This is a genomic window from Nocardia asiatica NBRC 100129, from assembly GCF_000308415.1.
Lineage (GTDB): Bacteria > Actinomycetota > Actinomycetes > Mycobacteriales > Mycobacteriaceae > Nocardia > Nocardia asiatica.
Genome location: NZ_BAFS01000237.1, coordinates 1 through 20,762, shown reverse-complemented (window position 1 = coordinate 20,762; position 20,762 = coordinate 1). Strand labels below are relative to the sequence as shown.

The following is a 20,762-nucleotide window of genomic DNA, read 5'->3' as shown; positions in this document are numbered from 1 at the left end:
CCGTGGATGAAGCCGAGGGCCAGCAGCAGGTTGAGCACCACCGAGCCCAGCGTCACCAGCAACAGCGCCTGCGGGCGCTGCATGCCGACGGTGTACTGGCGCAGTACCTGGAACCACAGGCAGGGCAGCAGGCCGGGGGCGAGCGCCACCATCAGGGGACGGGCGTCGGCGAGCACTCCTGGGTCCTGCCCGAGCCAGGGCAGCACCCAGCCCAGACCGATCAGCACCGCGCCGCCGGCGAGCCCGGCGACGGTGGCGATCACGAAGCTCGACCGCAGCAGGTCGCGGATCTCCGGATCCGGCGATTCACCGCGCTTGCCCGCCGCACTCACCGCCGTGGCGATCTGGTTGCCGCTGCCGGTGATCAAGCCGACGCACATGGTGCGGATCTGGTTGAACAGCACGATCGCCAGCCCGCCCGCGGCCACCTGCCGCACGCCGAGCGTGCCCATCAGCGCGATATTGGTGGTGGACACCGCGATCTGGGCCAGCTGGGTCAGCGCGATGGGCGTCGCGAGGGCGGTGAGCCGCCCGCCGTCGCCGCGCAAGCTTGTCCGGATCACCGGTCCTCCTTTGCGGATGGCGACCGGCCGGCCCCGAGCGGGGGCAGCGTCGCGCCGTACGGACGTCCGGGATTCACCGCGCCTCCACCAGCGTGTTCCTGGCGGCGGGCGTGTAGCGCCGCAGCATGGCCGCGACCTCGCGTTCGGCATCGGGGTCGAGCAGATCGCGCTCGGCCATCCACTGGTCGTCGAACACCGTGTCCAAGTACTTCTCCCCGCCGTCGCACACGATGGTGACCACGGTGGAGCCCGGGGGGAACTGCTCGAGCCGGGTGAGCGCGGCGTCCACCGATCCACCCGCCGAGCCGCCGATCATCAGGCCCAGTTCGGCCGCGACGGCGCGCGCGGTCGCGAACGCCGCCACGTCGGTGACCTTGACGCCTTCGTCCAGCAGCGAGTAGTCCACCGCCGTGCCGATGGTGGCGCCCGGCGGGGTGCCGGTGCCCGACTGCCAGTACGGGCCGCCCGGTCCGCCGAACGCGATCGAGCCGACCGGCTCGACGCCGATCACGTAGGGGACGCAGCCGAGCTGGCGCAGCCGGGTGGCGGTGCCGAACAGCGAACCTCCGGTACCCACCGCCGAGAGCAGGATGTCGACCCGCTCGACGTCTTCGAGCAACTCTTCGGCCACGGCGTAGTAGCCCACCGCGTTGGCGTCGTTGTTGTGCTGCTCGGTGAAATAGGCGTCGTCGCGCTCGGCCGCCATCGCCTCGGCCAGATCCTCCCGTGCCGAGGTGGCCAGGTTGTCGTCGTCCTCGTCGGCGACGTACACCAGTTCCGCACCCATTGCCCGCATCGCCCGCAGTTTGTCCTTACATGCGTGATGGTCGACTATCGCGGTGAAGCGATACCCACGTTCGGCGGCAACTACCGCGAGGCCGAGCCCGGTGTTGCCGGACGTGGATTCGATGATATGTCCGCCACTGCGCAGCAAACCGCGACGCTCGGCGTCGAGCACCATCTCGCGCGCCATCCTGATCTTGGCCGCGCCGGTGGGGTTGAACTGCTCGAGCTTGAGCAGTAATCGGGTGCCCGTCGCGGTGGCCGCGAGCTCGAACAGCGGCGTGCGACCGATCAGATCTGTCACGCGCGTGACGAGCGGCATTGCTACCTCCTGGTTCGTGTCGGGGAAATCGGCATCAGCTGTTGTCGCGGGTCCAGCGGAAGCGGTCGCCGGGCGCGTCGTGCAGCACGATTTTCGGGGGGATGGGGAGCTCGTGGAAGGCGGACTCGTTCGAGTCCATTTGATAACCGGCGGTATTCGGATAGATCAGCAGGTCACCGACCTCGGCGGGACGAGGCAGCGGCACCCGGCGCCAGCTGAGCATGTCCGAATCCAGGCAGGTGGCCGCGCCGACGCTGGTGGGTGTGACTTCGCCCGGCCGGGTGGGCCACAGCAGTGGATCGGGCAGGTACTCGCTGTCGAACCACTGTTCGGAGAGGCTGAGGCTGGTGCCGTCGACGGTGAGCAACCGGTAGGGCTTGCCGTGCGCGTACCTGTTCTTGCTGCCCTGCACGCGGAAGACGGTGCATCCCGCGTGCGCGAGCAGCGCGCGTCCCGGTTCGATCGCCAGGCGCACGGCGTTGTCACGCAGTCGTCCGGCCAGATCCTCGTATTCGAGGATCTGGGCGAGCATGGCCGCACCGGGCGCCGGAAAGTGGTACGGATAGTACGAATCGAAGGACTTCCCGGAGTGGAACCACTGCCTGCCCACTTCCGCGTCGAACTTCGTCGCGGCCTCCGCCGGCACGTAATCGACGCCGAAGCCACCCCCGATCGACACGGTGGTGGCCGGATGCCCCAGCGTGCGCGCGTGCAGACAGCGGGCGAGCAGCGCGCCCGCGAGTTCCGCGCGCGCCACCGCGTCGTAGCCGGACAGGTGGAAACTGAAACCTTCCAGGCGAAGGGAATCGTGACCGCCGCACACCGTGAGCGCGTCCTCGATCTCGTCGGAGGTCAAGCCGAACCGGCTGGCCGAGGCAGCGGGCAGCACGCGAAGCAGCACGCGCGCGGGCGCTACGGGTGAGGCCAGCGCGGCGAGCCTGGCCAGCTCGCCGAGATCGTCCACGGCGAGCAGCGAACCGTGCCGGGCGGCCAGCCAGAGCAGGTCGTCCGCTTTGGCCGGCCCGGTCACCATGAGTTCGTCACCGCGGACGCCCTGCGCCAGCGCGGCGGTCAGCTCGCCGACGCTGGCGACGTCCACACCGGCGCCCTGTTCCGCGCACGCCCGCGCGACGCACCCGGCTTTGTTCGCCTTCTTGCCGTAATAGATCGTGCCGTGCACGCCTGCGTGGGCGAAGGCGGCGTGGAAGGAGCGAATGTTGTGCGCCACCCGCGCCGGGTACATCACATGGAACGGGCCGCCCATCGCGAAGGCCATGTCGCCGAGCAGGTCCGGATCGGCGAGCAGGCGGCGCTCCCACGGATCGAGATGCGCGGGCATCGGCGACGCGCCGATCGCGTCGTGTGCCTGCGCACCCGGCTCCATGGCGATACTCGCGGGTTCTAGGTCCACCGTGCGGCTCCGCGCGCTAGTCCCACAGCGGCACCTCCGTACCCCGGCCCTCCGCGATCGCCCGCTCGGCCAGCGCGTGGGCCACCGCGATATCGGTCAGCACCAGCCCGCTGTTGTAGACGAAGATCCGCTCCTCGTCCGAGCGCCGCGCGACCGCGCGGCGATTCAGGATCCGCGGCAGCTCGGCGTCCACGGCGCGCAGCGTGCCGTCGGGACCGGCCATGTCGGTGCCGGTCAGCGCCATCTGCTCGGCGCTGGTCGCGATCACCCGGTCGGCGCCGGTCAGCGTCGAGGGCGCGAGCCCGTAACCGACCAGCACGGCCACCGAACCCGGTGCGAGGTCGTCGGATTCGAGCGCGACCTCGGTGGCCGGGCCCGCGGTGGCCAGCACGACATCGGCGGCCGCAGCCGCCTCGCGCGCATCGGTCACGGTCTCGAGCAGCGCGTGCGGATGGTGCTCGGCGAGCATGCGGTGCACGGCTTCCAGCCCTTCGGGATGGGTCCCGTAGACCATCAGCTTGCGCAGCTGCGGGTTGGCGGCGAGCAGATGCGGAAGCGCGTTGCGGCCCTGGGTTCCGGTGCCGATCAGCAGCACGCTCTCCGCCCCGCGCCGCACGGTCTCCCGCACCAGCAGGGCCGACACCGCGGGCGTGCGCAGCGCGCCGACGCGCGCGCAGTCCATCATCGCGATCGGCGCACCGGTGGAGTCGTCGTAGAGCGTGATGGTCGTGTAGTACCGCTTCGTGCTGCGGTCGTGGCCGGGGTCGAATTTGTAGGAGGTCTTCATCGCCACCACGCGCCTGCGGCCGTCCCGGCCGAGCATGGCGTAGGCGACCGACCATCCGTCCGGGTTCGCGACGCTGAGCTTGCGCGGGTTGTCCGAATCACCCGCCGCCAGAGCCAGATACGCCTCCTCCACCGCGCGTACCACCGCGGCCGGTGTGATCGGCACGTCGGCGAGGTCGCTGCGGCTCAACACCCGCAGGGGTGTGCTTCGGTCACGCGTGCTCAAAGGATCCTCGATCATGTCGTACCGCATCCCGCTCATGAGTGCCGCTCTCGACCGGCAGGACGTTCGCCGCTCGGAACGGGGCCACGATCTGTTGCCCGTAGCCATTCTCGTCGGCTTCCTCGGCGCGCCGCCGCCGTTCCGGAAGCCGGATGTTCACTCGCTTGAGCCACCGGTCGGTGCCGTCGTATCGTGCGGTGAACGGCACCCGGCCGTGCACGGCGACGTCGTTGTCCACCAGCAACAGCTCACCGGGTGCGAGCGCGGCGGTGACACAGACGCGTTCGAGTTCCGCGGTGAGTTGTTCGTAGGCGGCGCGGAATTCGGGTCCGGCCTCCGCGAGCGGGGTGTACGCCGGATCGTAGCGCAGGGTCTGCTCGTCCGGCCCCGCGGCGCTCCACAGAGTGGGAACCGCGGCGGCGGAACGTGTTTCGTGGCCGTCGCCGTAGGAGACGTCCGGCAGGATCGGCAGCGCCGGAGTGCTGAGCACTTCGCGCTGCCGGGACGACAGCTCGATCCGGCGCACCGACGACACGGTGGTCCCGACGGAGTCGGGGTTGCGCAGGCAGCCGAGCATCAACAGGTTGGCGCGCCGGGGGTGGAAGGCGTCCTCGGTGTGCGGGCTCAGGAGTACCTTGCTGCTGGCCCCGGACTGCTCGTGCTCGTGACCGGCCGCGGGAACGATGTTGTTGACCAGCCGGCCGTCCTGCTGGCCCTGCCAGCCGAACGGCTCACCCGCGCTGCGCGCGAGCAGCAACATCACCAGGTCGAGTTCGAAGGAGTGCGCGCGCCGAGCCGGGTCCCCGCTCCAGCGCGCCGCTTCTCGCCAGCTCGGCGGCGTGGGCCCGAATTCGTTGTCCTGCACGGGAAGGCGGCCGACCACGGTGGCTCCGGCCGCGGTGGCGGGCGGGCGCATGGCGTGGCGCACCTCGGCCGGGAGTTCCGCGACGCCGGCATCGATCCGTTCGATCAGCGCCGGATCCGCGAGGGTGCGCGCGGCGGCGGCCGGATCGGCCAGCGCGAGGTCGAGTGTGGCGGAGATCTCTCTGGCGAGGGCACGCACCGCCCGGCCCGCCGCCGGGGGCAACTCGCGTTGTTCGAGGTCTAGGGGGTGAAGCGTCTTACGTTCGGAGAGAACGCTTTTCACCGGGTATCCCTTCTTCGCATCGGTTCGAAAAGCAGGGGTGACGACTGGTAAAGCGAAGGTAGCCCTTCCAGTGGAGTGAAGCAAGGCTTACCTAAGCGAGTCGGCGAAAAGATAGCCGAATCGGATAACTTCCGTCCGGCCGAAGTGGCCGGTCGGTGGAGGATCGGAAGCCCGTGCCGGAGGTTTGCGGCCGGTACGCCATTGCGCTGCCGTTTCGGTGCCGGTATCGGCGAGTCGCGCGATCCATTAGGCTAGCCTGTCCTGATCAGTACTTGGTGCGCGGGTCCCGCAGTGGCCTGGGTTCGGGAAAGAAGGCAGTGCAATGGTTTTGAATCGACGGCAACTGCTGCGCTCAGGTCTCGGGGTCGGTGCGGTGTTGCTCGTAGCCGGGTGTTCCGACGACGCCGACTCGCCCGGACCCGCCCGGCGCGGCGGCACACTGCGGGTCGGCGCGCTCGGCACCGCGGCGCGCATCGAACGCGATCCGCACGCCAACCTGAGCAACGACAGCGACTTCCTGATCGCCTCCCTGGTCTACGACGCGCTCACCGTGCCGGGCGGCGACCCGAGCGTCGTGCCGCGCCTGGCCGCCCGATGGGAGCCGGACGCCGAGCGGCGGCGCTGGAGCTTCACCCTCGCCCAGAACGCGACCTTCCACGACGGGTCACCGGTGACCTCCGAGGACGTCGTGTGGTCGCTGCGCAGGCTGCGCACGGTCGGGGGCGCGTCGAAGATGCCGGTGGCCGTGGAGGACATCACCGCCGACGGACCGAACCGGGTGGTCCTCGCGGTGCCCGAGCCGAATACCCAACTGCCGCTGCTGGTGCGCCTGATGACCTTCACGGCCAAGAAGGACACCACCGACTTCACCGCTGCGATCGGCAGCGGACCCTTCCGCTTGGAGTCCTACCAGGGCGGCAATGCCCGGCTGGTGCGCAACGACCGGTGGCACGGCACGCCGCCGCTGCTGGACGCCATCGAGGTCACCATGTTCGAGAGCGTGACCGCGCTGGGCAACGCGGCGCTCGGCGGGCAGATCGACCTGGCGTCCAACGTCGGCGCCATCGCGGGCCGCACCGCGGAGGGCCGCGGTGACCTGACGGTCGTGCGCCGCCCGAACGACACGGTGGTCGGCGTCGCCATGCGGACCTCCGACGGTCCGTTCGCCGACGCGCGGGTGCGCACCGCGCTCCGGCTCGGCGTCGACCGCAAAGCACTGGTCGACCAGGTGCATTCCGGCTACGGCACGATCGCCAACGACATCCTCGGCACGGGCGACCCGCTCTACGACAGCTCCATCGCGCAGCGCACCCGCGACGTGGACCGCGCGAAGGCGCTGCTGCGCGAGGCGAACTTCGACACCGGGCGCGGCTACCCGTTGGTCACCAAGGCCGAGGCCCCCGGCGAAGTCGAATCGGCCAAGGTCATCGCCAACCAGCTGGCCGAGATCGGCGTCCGGCTCGAGGTGGTCACCCAGGAGCCGAACGCCTTCTACGACCAGACCTGGCTGAAGGCGCCGCTGTACACGATCTCCTGGGGCACCAACGATTCCACGCTGTTCTTCGCGAGCAAGTTGCTGTCGAGCGGGTCCAACCGCAACGAGACCGCTTTCAAGGACGCGGCGTTCGACGCGGCCACCGCCGAAGCGCTGTCCGCGCACAGTGACGCGGAGTACCAGCAGGCGGCCCGGCAGTTGCAGCGCATCCAATACGAGCGCGGCGGCTACCTGGTCTGGGGCATGGCCGACGGCATCGACATCGCCGCCTCCCGGGTGCGCGATCTCCCCACCCTGGGCGGGTTCGCCCGCGTTCAGCTGGAAAGAGCTTGGCTGGCCGGGTGATCTCCTTCGCGCGACTCCTGCTGCGGCGCGTCATCCTGCTGGTGACGTTGGTGGCCTGTGTCTTCGTCGCCGTCGACCTGCTACCGGGCAACACCGCCCGCGCGGTGCTCGGCCGGGAGGCCACCCCGGAGCAGATCGCGGCCAAAGAACGCGAGCTCGGGCTGGACCGTCCGCTGGCGGTGCGGTTCTGGGACTGGATAACGAGCGTGGCGACCGGCGATTTCGGGCGTACCGCGCGCGGGCGTCCGGTCAACGACCTCCTGGCGGACAAGTTCCCGCCCACACTGCTGCTCGGCGGGCTGGCGCTCGCGGTGACCGTGCTCGCCTCGCTCGCGCTCGGCGCGTGGTGGGCGACCCGTCCGGGCGGCGCGGCGGCGCGGGTGCTGCAACCGGCGACGACCACGGCGGTGGCGATTCCGGAGTTCGTCGTCGCCACGGTGTTGATCCTGGTGTTCGCGCTGGCGCTGGGCTGGCTGCCCGCGGTCACCATCACCGGCCGGTCCGGGTTCCCGGCGGGTCCGGAGATGCTGGTGCTGCCGGTGCTCGCGCTGGCACTACCCCAGATCGGCTGGAACACCAGGGTGGTGCGGGCCGCCCTGTCCGACGCGGCGCTGGCTCCGCACGTGGAAAGCGCGGTGCTGGACGGTCTTTCGGGCCGCGTTGTCCTGGCACGGCACGTCCTGCCGTTCGCGTTGCCGACGATCGTCGCCAGCTTCGCCACCACGGTCGGCATGCTGCTCGGTGGGGCCCTGGTGGTGGAGACGATCTTCAACTACCCCGGTCTCGGTGCGGTACTGGCCGGTTCGGTGGCCGACCGCGACACCTCGGTGGTCGCCGCGGTGGTCGCGCTGTCCGGAGTGGTCATCATGGGCGTGCTGGCCGTCGCCGACGGTATCCGCAGCTGGTCGTTGCGGGGACGGCGATGAGGACATCGATCGTCGCGCGTCCGGTCCGGCGACGGCTGGGCCTGCTGATCGTCGTTCCCGCCCTCCTGGTCACGCTGCTGGCGGCGCTCGGACCGACGCTGGCGCCGCACCCCGCCGAGCGGGCGATCGGCATCCCGTTCGGCGATCCCGGCGACGGCGCGCCGCTGGGCACCGACCGGCTCGGCCGCGACGTGCTCAGCCAACTGCTCTACGGCGGGTGGGGATTGCTGCTGGTGGCGGCGGTCATCGCGGTGCTGGTGACCGCGGTGTCCTGCGTGCTCGGCGCGGTCGCGGCGCTGCGGCCGCGGATCGGCGCGTGGATCGAACTGGGCACCGACTTCTTCATCCTCGTCCCCGCGGTGCTGGGCATCCTGCTGGTGCTGACCTCGTGGCCGGACGCGGGCAGTCTCGGGCTGATCGTGCTGGCGCTGCTGTTCGGAGTGCCTTACTGCGCGCGGATCTGCACCGCCGCCGCGGCGGGGGTCGCGGCCACCGGGTACGTCGAGAGCGCGCAAGCCGCCGGTGAATCGCTGACGCATCTGGTGTTCCGGGAAGTGATCCCGAATATGCGCGCGGTATGGACGACTCAGCTGGGGCTGCGTTTCGTCGCGGGCGTTTACCTGGTCAGCACCGCGTCCTTCCTGCAACTGCCCACGACGCTGGGTGCGAGCAACTGGGCGGTCATGGTGCGCGAGAACGCCTCCGGATTGCTGCTCAATCCCTGGGCGGTGCTGGCACCCAGCCTCGCGATCGCGATCGTCGCCGTGAGCGTGAACCTGGCGGTGTCGGCGATCGGACAAGGGGAGCGGGAGGGAACGTGAGCGTCATGAAGCGCGAAGGCGGGACGGCGGAGCCGGAACACGCCCTGCCGATGACCGGCGACCTCGTCGCGGTCGGCGAGCTGACCGTGCTCGCCGCGGACGGGCGGCGACTGGCCGGCCCCGTGACGTTCCGTATCCCCGCGGGCACGGTCACGGCGCTCACCGGCCCGTCCGGCTCGGGCAAGACGACGGTGATGCGGGCGCTGCTCGGACAGCTGCCCTCCGCCTCGGCGCGCGCGACGGGTTCGGCGTCGGTCGCCGGACACGACGTGCTCGCGCTCGATGCCGCCGCGCTGCAACGGTTCCGGCGGCGACACATCGCCTACGTCGGGCAGGATCCGGGTTCCGCGCTGAACCCGCTGCTGCGCGTGCGCGCTCTGCTGCGCGAGGTGGCGCCGAAGGCGTCCGAGTCCACACTGACCGACACGCTGGCGCTGGTCGGCCTCTCGGCGGAGTACCTGCGCCGTCGCCCAGGCGAACTCTCCGGCGGCCAGCAGCGCCGTGTGGCTCTGGCCAGAGCGCTGATCCGCCGCCCCGGCGTGCTGGTGCTCGACGAGCCGCTGGCCGGGCTGCACGGCGCGCTGCGCACCGATATCGCCGGACAGCTCGCGGCACTCGCCCGCGAGCGGTCGTCGGCGATCCTGCTGTCCGGTCACGACACCGCCCTGGTGCACTCGATCGCCGACGATGTGGTCGAACTCGGCTCGGTCCACCCGGCAACCGTGCGTGACGTGTGGCGGGAAACCCGCCTGGAGCCGCCTTCTCCCGCCGAGATCGGCTCGGACGACGGTGGTCCAAGGCGTACCACTGGCCGGACGGGTCCTCGTACCCGCCCGGACATCGGCTCGGTCCGGGCCGAGGCCGTGCGATTCGGCAGTGACGGTCACAAGTCTCCGACCGACGGGACGGACGATCGCCCGCAGGACGACGTCGTGCTGCGTGCCGAGGGCGTCAGCGCCACGATCGACGGACATCGAGTGCTCGCCGACATCGACCTCGCGCTGGAAGCGGGGTCGGCGCTCGCGGTGGTGGGCGCGTCGGGTGCGGGCAAGACCACCTTGGCGCGCGTGATCGCGGGTCTGCACCGTTCGGCGACCGGCTTGCTCGAGCTGCGCGGGGAGCGGATCACCGTCGGTGCGAGAAGGCGAATCGGCTACGGCGCGGGCGGTATTCAGCTGGTCACCCAGAACCCCAGGTCCGCGCTCAACCCGCGCCGCACCGTGGCGCAGACCCTCGGCCGCCCGCTGCGGCGGATCGGCGGCGTCGCGCGCAGGGACCTGTCGGCGCGGATCGCCGAACTCCTCGCCGCGGTCGAGCTGTCCGCCGACCTGGCCCACCGCTACCCCCACGAGCTGTCCGGCGGACAACGTCAACGGGTGGCGCTGGCCCGCGCCCTCGCCGCCGAACCCGCCGTGCTCCTGTGCGACGAGATCACCTCGGCCCTCGACCACACCACCGCGGCGGCGATCATGCGCCTGCTGGACCGGATCCGGGCCGAGCGTGGTGCCGCCCTGCTGATCATCACCCACGACCTGGCCTTGGTCGCCGAATACTGCCCGGCGCTGCTCGTCCTCGATCACGGGCGCATCGTCGAATCCGGTCACACCGCGACGGTGCTCGCCGCGCCGGCCCACAACGCCACCGGCGAACTGCTCGTCTGAGCCGGGTGCACGCCCCGCGCACACCCGACACGCGGTGGCCTCCGGCACCGGATCACCGAGGGCACTCGCCGTCATCTGGATCATGGAAAGGGTGTTGCGAAAGATCGGCGTCTCGGCCGCCGTCGTGGTGATTCTCGGGCTCGCCGGTTGCGGGATCGACCGCACCCCGATCCCGGAGGGCATTCCGCCCGGACCGGGCACGCCGCTGCCCGTGATCGACCTGGACGCGCCCGGCCGCACCGCCGTCCAGTTGCGCGGCTGGGCCGGTGAGCAGGCCGATCGGCTGGACATCCCGTCGATCGCGCTGGAGGCCTACGGTTACGCGGCGGCGGTGATGACCAGAGCCCGCCCGGACTGCGGCGTCGCGTGGACCACGCTGGCCGGTATCGCGAGTGTGGAGAGCAAGCACGGCACCCATCGCGGTGCGCAGGTCGCCGCGGACGGCTCGGTCCGCCCGCCGATCATCGGCATTCCGCTGGACGGTTCGCCCGGCGTCGCGCTGATAAAGGACACCGACGGAGGCGCGCTCGACCACGACCCGGTGCACGACCGCGCCGTCGGTCCGCTGCAGTTCATCCCGGAGACCTGGAAGCGCTGGGGCGTGGACGCCAACGGCGACGGCGTCGCCGATCCGCAGAGCATCGACGACGCGGCGCTCACCGCGGCCAGGTACCTGTGCGCCAGCGGCGGCGACCTCACCTCCGAGCACGGTTGGCAGCGGGCCTTGCTCACCTACAACCAGTCGCACAAATACCTGCTGACGGTGCGTGACCGGGCCGCGAGTTACAGCGTCGGACGCCGGGTGTGATCGGCCGGTCCCCGGAGTGCCGGTTACCCGCCGCGCGGGCGGGACGATAGGCTCGCAGCGCACGGCCCATCCCGTGAGACCAACCGTGTCAGCAGCCGAAGGAGTGTCGTTTTCGTGGCCATCATCGAACAGGTCGGAGCTCGCGAGATCCTGGATTCGCGCGGAAACCCCACCGTCGAGGTCGAGATCGCTCTCGACGACGGCACCCTGACCCGCGCGGCCGTGCCGTCCGGCGCGTCCACCGGCGAGCACGAGGCCGTGGAACTGCGCGATGGTGGTGAACGCTACGGCGGCAAGGGCGTGCGCAAGGCGGTCGAGGGCGTGCTCGACGAGATCGCGCCCGCCGTCATCGGCCTGGACGCCGTGGAGCAGCGCACCGTCGACCAGGTGCTGCTGGACCTGGACGGCACCCAGGACAAGTCCCGGCTCGGCGCCAACGCCCTGCTCGGCGTGTCCCTGGCGGTGGCCCGCGCGGCCGCGGAGTCCTCGGGTCTCGAGCTGTTCCGCTACCTCGGCGGCCCGAACGCGCACGTGCTGCCGGTGCCGATGATGAACATCCTCAACGGCGGCGCGCACGCCGACACCGGCGTGGACGTGCAGGAATTCATGGTCGCCCCGATCGGCGCGCCCACCTTCAAGGAGTCGCTGCGCTGGGGCGCGGAGGTCTACCACGCCCTCAAGGCGGTGCTGAAGGCCAAGGGCCTGGCCACCGGCCTCGGTGACGAGGGCGGTTTCGCGCCCGACGTGGCGGGCACCAAGGTGGCGCTCGACCTGATCAGCGAGGCCATCGCCAAGACCGGCCTGAAGCTGGGCAGCGACGTGGCGCTCGCGCTCGACGTGGCGGCCACCGAGTTCTACACCTCCGGCAGCGGCTACAAGTTCGAGGGCGTCGTGCGCTCGGCCGAGGAGATGGCGCAGTTCTACGCCGAGCTGATCGGCGCCTACCCGCTGGTGTCCATCGAGGACCCGCTGTCGGAGGACGACTGGGACGGCTGGGTCACCCTGACCGACCAGATCGGCGACAAGGTGCAGCTGGTCGGCGACGACCTGTTCGTCACCAACCCGGAGCGCCTGGAGGAGGGCATCGCCAAGGGCGCCGCCAACGCGCTGCTGGTGAAGGTCAACCAGATCGGTACGCTCACCGAGACGCTGGACGCGGTGGAGCTGGCGCACCGCAACGGCTACAAGACGATGATGTCGCACCGGTCCGGCGAGACCGAGGACACCACCATCGCCGACCTCGCCGTCGCGGTGGGCAGCGGCCAGATCAAGACCGGCGCCCCGGCGCGCAGCGAGCGGGTCGCCAAGTACAACCAGCTGCTGCGCATCGAGGACGCGCTGGGCGATTCCGCGCGCTACGCGGGCGACGTCGCGTTCCCCCGCTTCGCGTTCGAAGGCTGACCTGCGGCAGGAGCGACGGGTCCGGAGGAGGTAGCGTGCGTAACCACGCAGGGCCCCGGGAATACCGCGAAGCAGAGACCGAAGGCGTGAGATGACGGAGCGACGTGCGCGTGGGACCAGTCCGGCCGGACGCGGGGACCGCCGCACGTCGCGTGCCGCGACCTCCCGCCCGGCCGACTCCGCGGCCAAGCGCGGCCGCAGGCGGTCGGAGGCGGCGGAGAAGCCGAAACCGCGCAAGAGCGCGTCACGTTCCGCCGCCGACCGGCACGATCACACGTTCCTCGGCCTGTCCACCGGCAAGGCGGTGATCCTCGCGATGGTGGTGTGCGGGCTCGCGCTCACCCTCGCGGTGCCGATGCGCACGTACTTCACCCAGCGCGCGGAGGCCGCGCAGCTGGCGCAGCAGCGCGCGGAACTGGAGGCGGACCTGGCCCGGCTGCGCGATCGTCGTGCGCAGCAGCAGGATCCGGCCTTCATCCGCACCGAGGCGCGCGACCGGCTGCGCTTGGTGATGCCCGGCGAGACGCCGTACATCGTGCAGGTGCCCGGGATCGAGGCGCCCGCCCCGCCCCCGGCGCCCACCAGGGCGCGCGAACCCGATCCCTGGTACACCGAACTGTGGCGCAGTATCTCCGAGCCACAGCCGACACCGGCGGCCGCCGCACCGCGACCGCAAGCACCGGAAGGACTGGAAGGACCCAGGTGACCGCACCCGACGACCAGGATCTCGCGATCATCGCCGAGCAGCTGGGCCGTGCGCCGCGCGGCGTGCTCGCCATCGCCTACCGCACCCCGGACGGGATCCCGGCCGTTGTGAAGACCGCGCCGCGGCTGCCGGACGGCACCCCCTTCCCGACCCTGTACTACCTGACCGACCCCCGGCTCACCGCCGAGGCGAGCAGGCAGGAATCCGCCGGTGTGATGCGGGAGATGACCGAGCGGCTCGCCGCCGACCCGGAGCTGGCCGCCGCCTACCGCGCCGCGCACGAGAGCTATCTGGCCGAGCGGGACGAAATCGAGTCGCTCGGCACCGATTTCACCGGCGGCGGGATGCCCGAGCGGGTCAAGTGCCTGCACGTCCTGATCGCCCACGCGCTGGCCAAGGGGCCGGGGGTGAACCCGTTCGGCGACGAGGCCGTGGCGCTGGCCGCCGAGCACGGCCTGCGTGGCACCGCGATTCCCGCCGACTGGCCCGCGCATCGGCCGACCGGCCCGCGAGAGACTGGAGCACAGCGATGAGTGACCGGGTAGCCGCCGTCGATTGCGGCACGAATTCCATCCGCCTGCTGATCGCCGACGTGCTCGGCGACGGACGCCTGGCCGACGTGCACCGCGAGATGCGCATCGTCCGCCTCGGGCAGGGCGTCGACGCGACCGGCTCGCTGGCGCCGGAGGCGATCGAACGCACCCGCGCCGCCCTGGCCGATTACACCGCGTCGATGCGCGAGGCAGGCGTGGGCCGGGTGCGCATGGTGGCCACCTCCGCCACCCGCGACGCCGCCAACCGGGAGGATTTCTTCGCCATGGCCCGGGCCGAACTCGGCACCGTGGTGGCGGGCGCCGAGGCCGAAGTGATCACGGGTGACGAGGAGGCGCGGCTCTCGTTCGCCGGCGCGATCGGCGAACTGTCCGAGGCGGCGGGTCCGTTCGTCGTGGTCGACCTGGGTGGCGGATCCACCGAGCTGGTGTTCGGGGACAGCGCGGGCGTACGGGCCGCATTCTCCGCGGACGTCGGCTGCGTCCGGATCACCGAGCGGTGCCTGGCGGGCAACCCGCCCACCGCCGAGCAGGTCGCCGCGGCCCGCGCTTTCGCCGCCGAACGGCTGGCCGAGGCGTTCACCCACGTCCCCGTGGACGGCGCCCACACCTGGGTCGGCGTCGCGGGCACCATGACCACCCTGGCCGCGGTGGCGCTCGATCTCCCCGAATACGACTCGGCGCGGGTGCACCTCACCCGGCTCACCATGGACCAGGTCCACGACGTCTGCGATCGCCTGATCGCCATGGACCACGATCAGCGCGCGGCGCTGGGCCCGATGCACCCCGGCCGGGTCGACGTGATCGGCGGCGGAGCGGTCATCACCGAGGTGCTCGCGGAGGAACTGGCTCGTCGCGCGGGCATTTCCGAGCTGGTGGTCAGCGAGCACGACATCCTCGACGGCATCGCCCTGTCGATCGCCTGAGCCGGCCGGTCAGTGCTGCGGCACGGGTCCGTCCAGCCGCATCTCGGCGTGCGCTTCCGGGCCCGGCTCCACCCCGGCGCGGCCCGCGCTGCGTGCTTTGCCGATCGCGATGTCGGCGAGCCGGGAGAGCGATTCCTTGTTCCGCGGCACCAGAAGGAGCTCTTGCAGCACGTTGGGCACCAGGGTGCCGAATCCTCGTTCGGCGTGCTCGTACATGCGGATCTGGGTTTCGCCGGGGGTGGTCTCGACGAGTTCCAAACGGATCCACGCCGCGCCGAGCGGCGAGAGTTCGGCCTCGAGTTCGAGCATGTGCGGCGGATCGACCGCCACGACCTGTGTGGTGTCGTTGACGGTGAACGGCCACACGCCCGCGCTGTAGTGCAGTCGCGAGCCGACGCCGGGCCACTCGCCGTCGACGTCGCGGATGTGCGTGGCGCCCACCACCCAGGCGCAGAACAGCCAGCCGTCGGACAGGACGGCGAAGACTTGGTCGGGTGTCGTCGGCACGGTGATTTCCACGTGGACCATCAGCTCAACGCTTTCTGGGTGTGGGCCGGGGCTGGTTTGCCTGTCGCTTGCGGGGTGCCCGGACGTGCGGCGGGCAAACCTTTCGGGGCGGACTGTCCGGTCGGGTCTGAACAGAACACACGAATCCTGCGCCGCACCGCGCCGACTGGGATCTTCGGAGCATGGTTGAAGCGCCGACGACGAGGGCCAATGGTGGTTCTCAGCCTCGATCTCGGGTAGTTTGACCCGGTTCTATGACCTGGGTCACGAGTTCGCTTCTCCGGTATCGCCGGGACGGGCGTGGTGCGCGCGGGGCTGATCGCCGCCGCCATCGCACCGCGCATCAGCGAACTCACGGCGGGGCGTGCATCAGCCCGCCGCCTGGGTACAGAACACCGAGCACAACAGCACGATCTAAGGAGAACGCGTGACCAAGCCCGGGCCACAAGCCGATCCGAAGGGTGATGTCTCGTCTCGATGGGGCGGTTTGTTCCGCACCAAGTCCATCGAACAGTCGATCCGCGACACCGACGAGCCCGACTCGAAACTCCGCAGGGACCTGACCGCCTGGGACCTCACCGTCTTCGGCGTGGCCGTCGTGGTCGGAGCGGGCATCTTCACCCTCACCGCGCGCACCGCGGGCAATGTCGCGGGTCCGTCGGTCTCGCTCGCCTTCGTGTTCGCCGCGATCGCCTGCGGCTTGACCGCGCTCTGCTATGCCGAGTTCGCGTCCACCGTTCCGGTGGCGGGCAGCGCCTACACCTACTCCTACGCCACCTTCGGCGAGTTGGTCGCCTGGATCATCGGCTGGGACCTCATCCTGGAGTTCGCGCTCGCCGTCGCGGTGGTGGCGAAGGGCTGGTCGCAGTATCTCGGCGAGGTGCTCGGCACCACCTCCCCAGTCGCGCACATCGGCTCGGTGAGCTTCGACTGGGGCGCGGTGCTGCTGATCACCGTGCTCGGCGTGCTGCTGGCGACCGGCACCAAGGTGTCCTCGCGGGTCTCGGCGGTGGCGGTCGCCATCAAGCTGGGCGTGATCGCGCTCGTGCTGGTCGTCGGTTTCACCTACTTCAAGTCCTCGAACCTCTCGCCGTACATCCCGCCGTCGCAGCCGGGGGAGCGCGGCGAGGGCCTGCGGCAGTCGCTGTTCTCCTACCTGACCGGCGCCGGGCACAGCAACTTCGGCTGGTACGGCCTGCTCGCGGCGGCCAGCCTGGTGTTCTTCGCGTTCATCGGCTTCGACGTGGTCGCGACGACGGCGGAGGAGACCAGGAACCCGCAGCGCGCGGTGCCCCGCGGCATCCTCGGCTCGCTGCTCATCGTGACGATCCTGTACGTCGCGGTGTCGCTCGTGCTCACCGGCATGGTGCCCTACACCGAGCTGTCCGGCGGCGACGCGACGCTGGCCACGGCGTTCGGCATCCACGGGGTGACCTGGGCGAAGAACATCATCTCGATCGGCGCCCTCGCCGGGCTCACCACGGTGGTCATGGTGATGTACCTCGGGCAGACCCGGGTGCTGTTCGCGATGGCGCGGGACGGGCTGATGCCGCGCAAACTCGCGCACACCGGCAAGAACGGCACGCCGGTTCGCGTCACCGTGATCGTCGGGGTGGGGTGCGCGCTGCTGGCCGGGTTCGTGGACTTCGGCACGCTGGAGGAGATGGTCAACATCGGGACGCTGTTCGCGTTCGTGCTGGTGTCGGTCGGCGTGCTGGTCCTGCGTCGCAGCCGACCGGATCTGCCGCGCGGTTTCCGGGTCCCGCTGGTGCCGCTGGTGCCCGTCCTGGCGGTGCTGTCGTGCCTGTGGCTGATGCTGAACCTGTCCGTTGAGACCTGGCTGCGGTTCCTGGCCTGGATGGCGATCGGCTTCGTCGTCTACTTCGCTTACTCCCGGCGCAACTCGCTGCTCGGGAAGACGCCGGTCGGGTAGCCACCTACGGGCCTGTTCGGGCTCATCCGGTATCGGCGGATAGCCTGACGCGGTGTCGCAGCGTGAGTTGGTTGTTCTCGGTACCGCGAGTCAGGTGCCGACGAAACAGCGAAACCACAACGGGTATCTGCTCCGGTGGGACGACGAGTCGATCCTGTTCGACCCCGGTGAGGGTACGCAGCGGCAGATGACCTATGCCGGCGTCACCGTCACCGGGCTCACCCGGATCGCCATCACCCATTTCCACGGCGACCACAGCCTGGGCCTGGCCGGCGTGGTGCAGCGGATCAACCTCGATCGGGTGCCGCATCCGGTCGACGTCGTCTTCCCGGCGTCCGGCGCAGCGTATTACGACCGGCTGGTCAACGCGACGTCGTACTATCACCGCGCCGAGCTGCGACCTCGTCCGGTCGTCGGCCCCGGCCCCGTCGACCTGCCCGAGGCGCCGTTCACGGTGACCGCGGTGCGGCTCTCGCATCCGGTGGACACCTTCGGTTACCGGCTCAGTGAGCCGCCCGGTCGGCGCATCCTGCCCGACCGGTTGCGCGCGCTCGGACTGCGCGGCCCGATCATCTCCGAACTGCAACAGCGCGGCAGCGTCGAGTTCGGCGGTCGCACAGTCACTCTGGGGGAGATCAGCGAGCCACGATCCGGTCAGAGCTTCGCCTTCGTGATGGACACCCGGCTGTGCCCCGGTGTCCAGGAACTCGCCGCCGAGGTCGACATGCTCGTCATCGAAGCCACCTTCCTGGACGCCGACGAACACTTGGCCACCGAATACGGTCACCTCACCGCGGGCCAGGCGGCGCGGGCGGCCGCCGACGCCGGTGTCCGCAGCCTGGTCCTGACCCACTTCTCCCAGCGCTATCGCGACCTCGACGAGCACTTGGCCGAAGCGGCGAAGTACTTCTCCGGCGAGATCCACATCGCCACCGACCTCGCCCGAATCCCGGTGCCGCCCCGCCGCTGACGGCGCGCCGCCGACATTCGCCACGCCGAGATGCGCCCCGGACGCTAACACCAGCCCGCCGCCACCGATCTAGTTCTCTGGGACGCCTGCCAACCCCGGGCAAGAAACACCCGCCACCGGCTCCGGTCACCCGACCGCGCCGTCCGGCACCGGCAACGGCCGACGCTCCGCCACCCCGGCGAATTGTCGGAATTCCGGTACAGGCGTACGACTCGGTAGGCTGTCCCGGACGCCCCTATAGCCCAATTGGCAGAGGCAGCGGACTTAAAATCCGCCAAGTGTCGGTTCGAGTCCGACTGGGGGCACCGAGGAGACCGCCGGTCGATCCTGTTTCTCGCCCCCTGGTGCGTCCGCGGCTGGTGCGACGGGGGTTCCGGTGGAAAGCGCCGAAACACAACGGATATGGCGTGGCTGGCGGTCGGCTGCCGGATAGAGCAGGCTGATGAGATCGCTATCCGGGGTTTCGGTGGTGCTCGGCGGAAGGGAATCGCCGGAGGCGGGCTGGGGTTCAGCGCAGGGCGGTGATGAGTTCGTCGATGGTGTGGTGGGATTCCAGCGGGTGGCGCAGGCGGCCCTCGCCGTGGATGGTGTAGGTGTTGCGGCGTCCGTTCTTGACGGTGGTGAGGTAGCCGTCGGCGACGAGGTCGGCGATGGTGGCCTGCACGGCGCGTTCGGTGATGCCGATCGCCTGGGCGAGTTCGCGCATGGTCAGGTCGCCGTCGCGGGACAGGCACAGCAGCACGTGGGCGTGGTTGGTCAGAAAGGTCCAGCCCCGCGACGCCGGGGTCTGTGCTGCGGGGGTGGGCTCGGTGGTGTCGCGGGTGGTCATACCCGCACCATAGACCATCGTCATTTCCGGTATCCACCTTCTGGTGTTGGTTGGTGGGGCATGCCGTCAGCTGCGCGGCGCGGGGCCGGGCGCAGTTGACGGTCGGTGCGGGCTGGTTCAGAGGTGCCGGTCCCCGTGTTCGGGGCCGGTCGGCGTGAGGAGGGTGGGGTCGATAGGGATCTTGCCGTGTGCGGAGGCATCGATCTGCCGGGTCCGCTGCCCCGTCTGCTGTTCGGGCTCGGCCTGAGCCGGGGTGTCCGGGCCGGTCGGGGTGCCGGGGGCGGTGCGAGTGCGGGTCCAGCTGGCGACCACGGCGACGGCGAGGATGGCGATGACCACGGTCAGCGACAGCGTGGTGGGGATCTTGTAGATCTCTAGGAGCAGCATCTTGATCCCAACCCAGACCAGGACCACGGCGAGGCCGAGTTTGAGGTAGATGAAGCGGTGCATCAGGTCGGCGAGCAGGAAGTACATCGCGCGCAGACCGAGGATGGCGAAGGCGTTGGAGGTGAACACCAGGAAGGGTTCGCTGGTGACGGCGAAGATGGCGGGGATCGAGTCCACGGCGAAGACGATGTCGGTGGTCTCGACCAGGACCAGTACCGCCAGCAGCGGTGTCGCGACCCAGCGGCCGCCTTCCTCGACCCAGAATTTCTGGCCGCGGTAGCCGTCGGTCATGGGGACCAGCCGCCGGAATCCGCGCAGGACCATCGATTTGCCGGGGTCGATGGTCTCGTTGCGGTGGCGGGCCATCTTGATGCCGGTGGCCACCAGGAACGCACCGAACACATAAAGGATCCAGGCGAAGCCGGCGATGAGAATCGAGCCGGCGGCGATGAAGATGCCGCGGAAGACCAGGGCGCCGAGCACACCGTAGAACAGCACCCGGTGTTGATACTCACGCGGCACGGCGAAGTAGGCGAAGAGGACGGCGAAGACGAACACGTTGTCCACTGCGAGGGATTTCTCGATGACGTAGCCGGCGTAGTACTGGGCGGCGAACTCGCCGCCCCAGCCCCACCAGATCACGCCGCCGAAGGCCAGGGCCAGCGTCACCCAGATCGCCGACCAGGCCGCGGCCTCGCGTACGCCCACGATGTGGGCTTTACGGTGGGCGAACAGGTCCACCGCCAGCATGACCAGGATGAACGCCGGCACCGCCGGCCACATCCACAATGGAACCGACACGATCGATCCTTTCTCTTCGAAGAAGCGCGCTACGCGCGCGGTGAACGGTGGTCGAGTCGAGGTCTGGGCGAACGAGCTTGCTGCCCTGCGGAGTCTGTGATGCGCTCCCGGAGCCGTTGTCGACACAGGCCGGCGGTACCCACCGCTGCCGGAACAGGCGGGCGGCCGCGTCGAGGGCGGTGCGGGCACCGGCCGAGCCGACCCCAGCCCACGATCACCGGCCCGTCGGGCACCGCAGCGTGTTCGCGCGCCAGCAGTGGCTAGGCGATGCGCAGATTCTCGCCACACCTGGATAGCGGCGCTCGCCGCCGGTGAGCCGTCATGGGCCATTACCGCGCTCACCGCCATGGCCAACCCCACACCCTTCCCGTCCTGGTTCGTGGTCACCACGGGTGACCGAAGGCGCAACAATCTTCGCGATTTACAATGCAGTAAAAACAGTTCGTATGTCAATATTGAC

19 protein-coding genes and 1 tRNA gene are annotated in these 20,762 nt (G+C 70.2%); 12 read left to right on the top strand and 8 right to left on the bottom strand.

Going from position 1 to position 20,762, the window contains the following annotated elements:
* The 5 genes from ON27_RS23360 to ON27_RS23340 all read right to left on the bottom strand — a co-directional run.
* On the bottom strand, positions 1–563 hold a 563-nt coding region (locus tag ON27_RS23360; RefSeq protein WP_245560067.1), incomplete at its 3' end, for an MATE family efflux transporter.
* Between the two features lie 73 nt (positions 564–636).
* The gene (locus tag ON27_RS23355) at positions 637–1,668 is read right to left on the bottom strand and encodes a PLP-dependent cysteine synthase family protein (RefSeq protein WP_043731800.1); all 1,032 of its coding nucleotides are present in this window, start codon (positions 1,666–1,668) and stop codon (positions 637–639) included.
* Between the two features lie 34 nt (positions 1,669–1,702).
* The gene (locus ON27_RS23350; protein ID WP_306306958.1) at positions 1,703–3,079 is read right to left on the bottom strand and encodes an alanine racemase; all 1,377 of its coding nucleotides are present in this window, start codon (positions 3,077–3,079) and stop codon (positions 1,703–1,705) included.
* 16 nt (positions 3,080–3,095) lie between these two features.
* Positions 3,096–4,106, bottom strand: coding sequence for an ornithine cyclodeaminase family protein (locus tag ON27_RS23345; protein WP_174377872.1), 1,011 nt, complete (start codon positions 4,104–4,106; stop codon positions 3,096–3,098).
* On the bottom strand, positions 4,078–5,235 hold the full coding sequence (locus tag ON27_RS23340; protein WP_051046925.1) for a TauD/TfdA family dioxygenase: 1,158 nt from the start codon (positions 5,233–5,235) through the stop codon (positions 4,078–4,080). Before ON27_RS23340 ends, ON27_RS23345 begins: the two co-directional genes overlap by 29 nt.
* Before the next feature lie 322 nt (positions 5,236–5,557).
* Here ON27_RS23340 and ON27_RS23335 point away from each other — a divergent pair, with 322 nt between their 5' ends.
* The 9 genes from ON27_RS23335 to ON27_RS23295 all read left to right on the top strand — a co-directional run bounded on the left by ON27_RS23335 (position 5,558) and on the right by ON27_RS23295 (position 14,875).
* Positions 5,558–7,075 carry an ABC transporter substrate-binding protein gene (locus ON27_RS23335; protein ID WP_043731787.1) on the top strand — a complete coding sequence of 506 codons (1,518 nt, stop codon included), beginning with the start codon at positions 5,558–5,560 and terminating at the stop codon, positions 7,073–7,075.
* A complete protein-coding gene (locus tag ON27_RS23330) occupies positions 7,072–8,001 on the top strand; it encodes an ABC transporter permease (RefSeq protein ID WP_245560066.1) in 930 nt (309 codons plus the stop codon). The genes ON27_RS23335 and ON27_RS23330 overlap by 4 nt, the downstream gene beginning before the upstream one ends.
* Positions 7,998–8,822 carry an ABC transporter permease gene (locus ON27_RS23325; RefSeq protein WP_043731784.1) on the top strand — a complete coding sequence of 275 codons (825 nt, stop codon included), beginning with the start codon at positions 7,998–8,000 and terminating at the stop codon, positions 8,820–8,822. Before ON27_RS23330 ends, ON27_RS23325 begins: the two co-directional genes overlap by 4 nt.
* 5 nt (positions 8,823–8,827) lie before the next feature.
* The gene (locus ON27_RS23320; protein WP_083887754.1) at positions 8,828–10,483 is read left to right on the top strand and encodes an ABC transporter ATP-binding protein; all 1,656 of its coding nucleotides are present in this window, start codon (positions 8,828–8,830) and stop codon (positions 10,481–10,483) included.
* Between the two features lie 82 nt (positions 10,484–10,565).
* The gene (locus tag ON27_RS23315; protein WP_043731814.1) at positions 10,566–11,291 is read left to right on the top strand and encodes a lytic transglycosylase domain-containing protein; all 726 of its coding nucleotides are present in this window, start codon (positions 10,566–10,568) and stop codon (positions 11,289–11,291) included.
* A gap of 114 nt (positions 11,292–11,405) precedes the next feature.
* Positions 11,406–12,692 carry a phosphopyruvate hydratase gene (gene eno / locus ON27_RS23310; RefSeq protein WP_043731780.1) on the top strand — a complete coding sequence of 429 codons (1,287 nt, stop codon included), beginning with the start codon at positions 11,406–11,408 and terminating at the stop codon, positions 12,690–12,692.
* 91 nt (positions 12,693–12,783) lie between these two features.
* A complete protein-coding gene (locus ON27_RS23305; RefSeq protein ID WP_043731778.1) occupies positions 12,784–13,398 on the top strand; it encodes an FtsB family cell division protein in 615 nt (204 codons plus the stop codon).
* A complete protein-coding gene (locus tag ON27_RS23300; RefSeq protein WP_043731776.1) occupies positions 13,395–13,931 on the top strand; it encodes a DUF501 domain-containing protein in 537 nt (178 codons plus the stop codon). Before ON27_RS23305 ends, ON27_RS23300 begins: the two co-directional genes overlap by 4 nt.
* Positions 13,928–14,875, top strand: a complete 948-nt coding sequence (locus ON27_RS23295; RefSeq protein ID WP_043731773.1) for a Ppx/GppA phosphatase family protein — start codon at positions 13,928–13,930, stop codon at positions 14,873–14,875. Before ON27_RS23300 ends, ON27_RS23295 begins: the two co-directional genes overlap by 4 nt.
* Positions 14,876–14,884: 9 nt before the next feature.
* Here the strand turns inward: ON27_RS23295 and ON27_RS23290 are convergent, their stop codons facing one another.
* Positions 14,885–15,403 (bottom strand): SRPBCC family protein, encoded by a 519-nt coding sequence (locus tag ON27_RS23290; RefSeq protein ID WP_063711366.1) that lies wholly within the window; start codon positions 15,401–15,403, stop codon positions 14,885–14,887.
* 406 nt (positions 15,404–15,809) lie between these two features.
* Here ON27_RS23290 and ON27_RS23285 point away from each other — a divergent pair, with 406 nt between their 5' ends.
* From ON27_RS23285 to ON27_RS23275, 3 genes are all read left to right on the top strand, one after another.
* A complete protein-coding gene (locus tag ON27_RS23285; RefSeq protein ID WP_043731769.1) occupies positions 15,810–17,315 on the top strand; it encodes an amino acid permease in 1,506 nt (501 codons plus the stop codon).
* A 52-nt stretch (positions 17,316–17,367) separates the two neighbouring features.
* Entirely contained in the window at positions 17,368–18,285 is a 918-nt protein-coding gene (locus ON27_RS23280; protein WP_043731766.1) for a ribonuclease Z, read from the top strand.
* Positions 18,286–18,516: 231 nt separating this feature from the next.
* Positions 18,517–18,590: transfer RNA gene (locus tag ON27_RS23275), tRNA-Leu, on the top strand.
* A gap of 203 nt (positions 18,591–18,793) precedes the next feature.
* Here ON27_RS23275 and ON27_RS23270 read toward each other — a convergent pair.
* Positions 18,794–19,114, bottom strand: a complete 321-nt coding sequence (locus ON27_RS23270; RefSeq protein WP_043731807.1) for a helix-turn-helix transcriptional regulator — start codon at positions 19,112–19,114, stop codon at positions 18,794–18,796.
* A gap of 117 nt (positions 19,115–19,231) precedes the next feature.
* Positions 19,232–20,302, bottom strand: a complete 1,071-nt coding sequence (locus ON27_RS23265) for a TerC family protein (RefSeq protein ID WP_051046924.1) — start codon at positions 20,300–20,302, stop codon at positions 19,232–19,234.
* Positions 20,303–20,762: the final 460 nt, after the last annotated feature.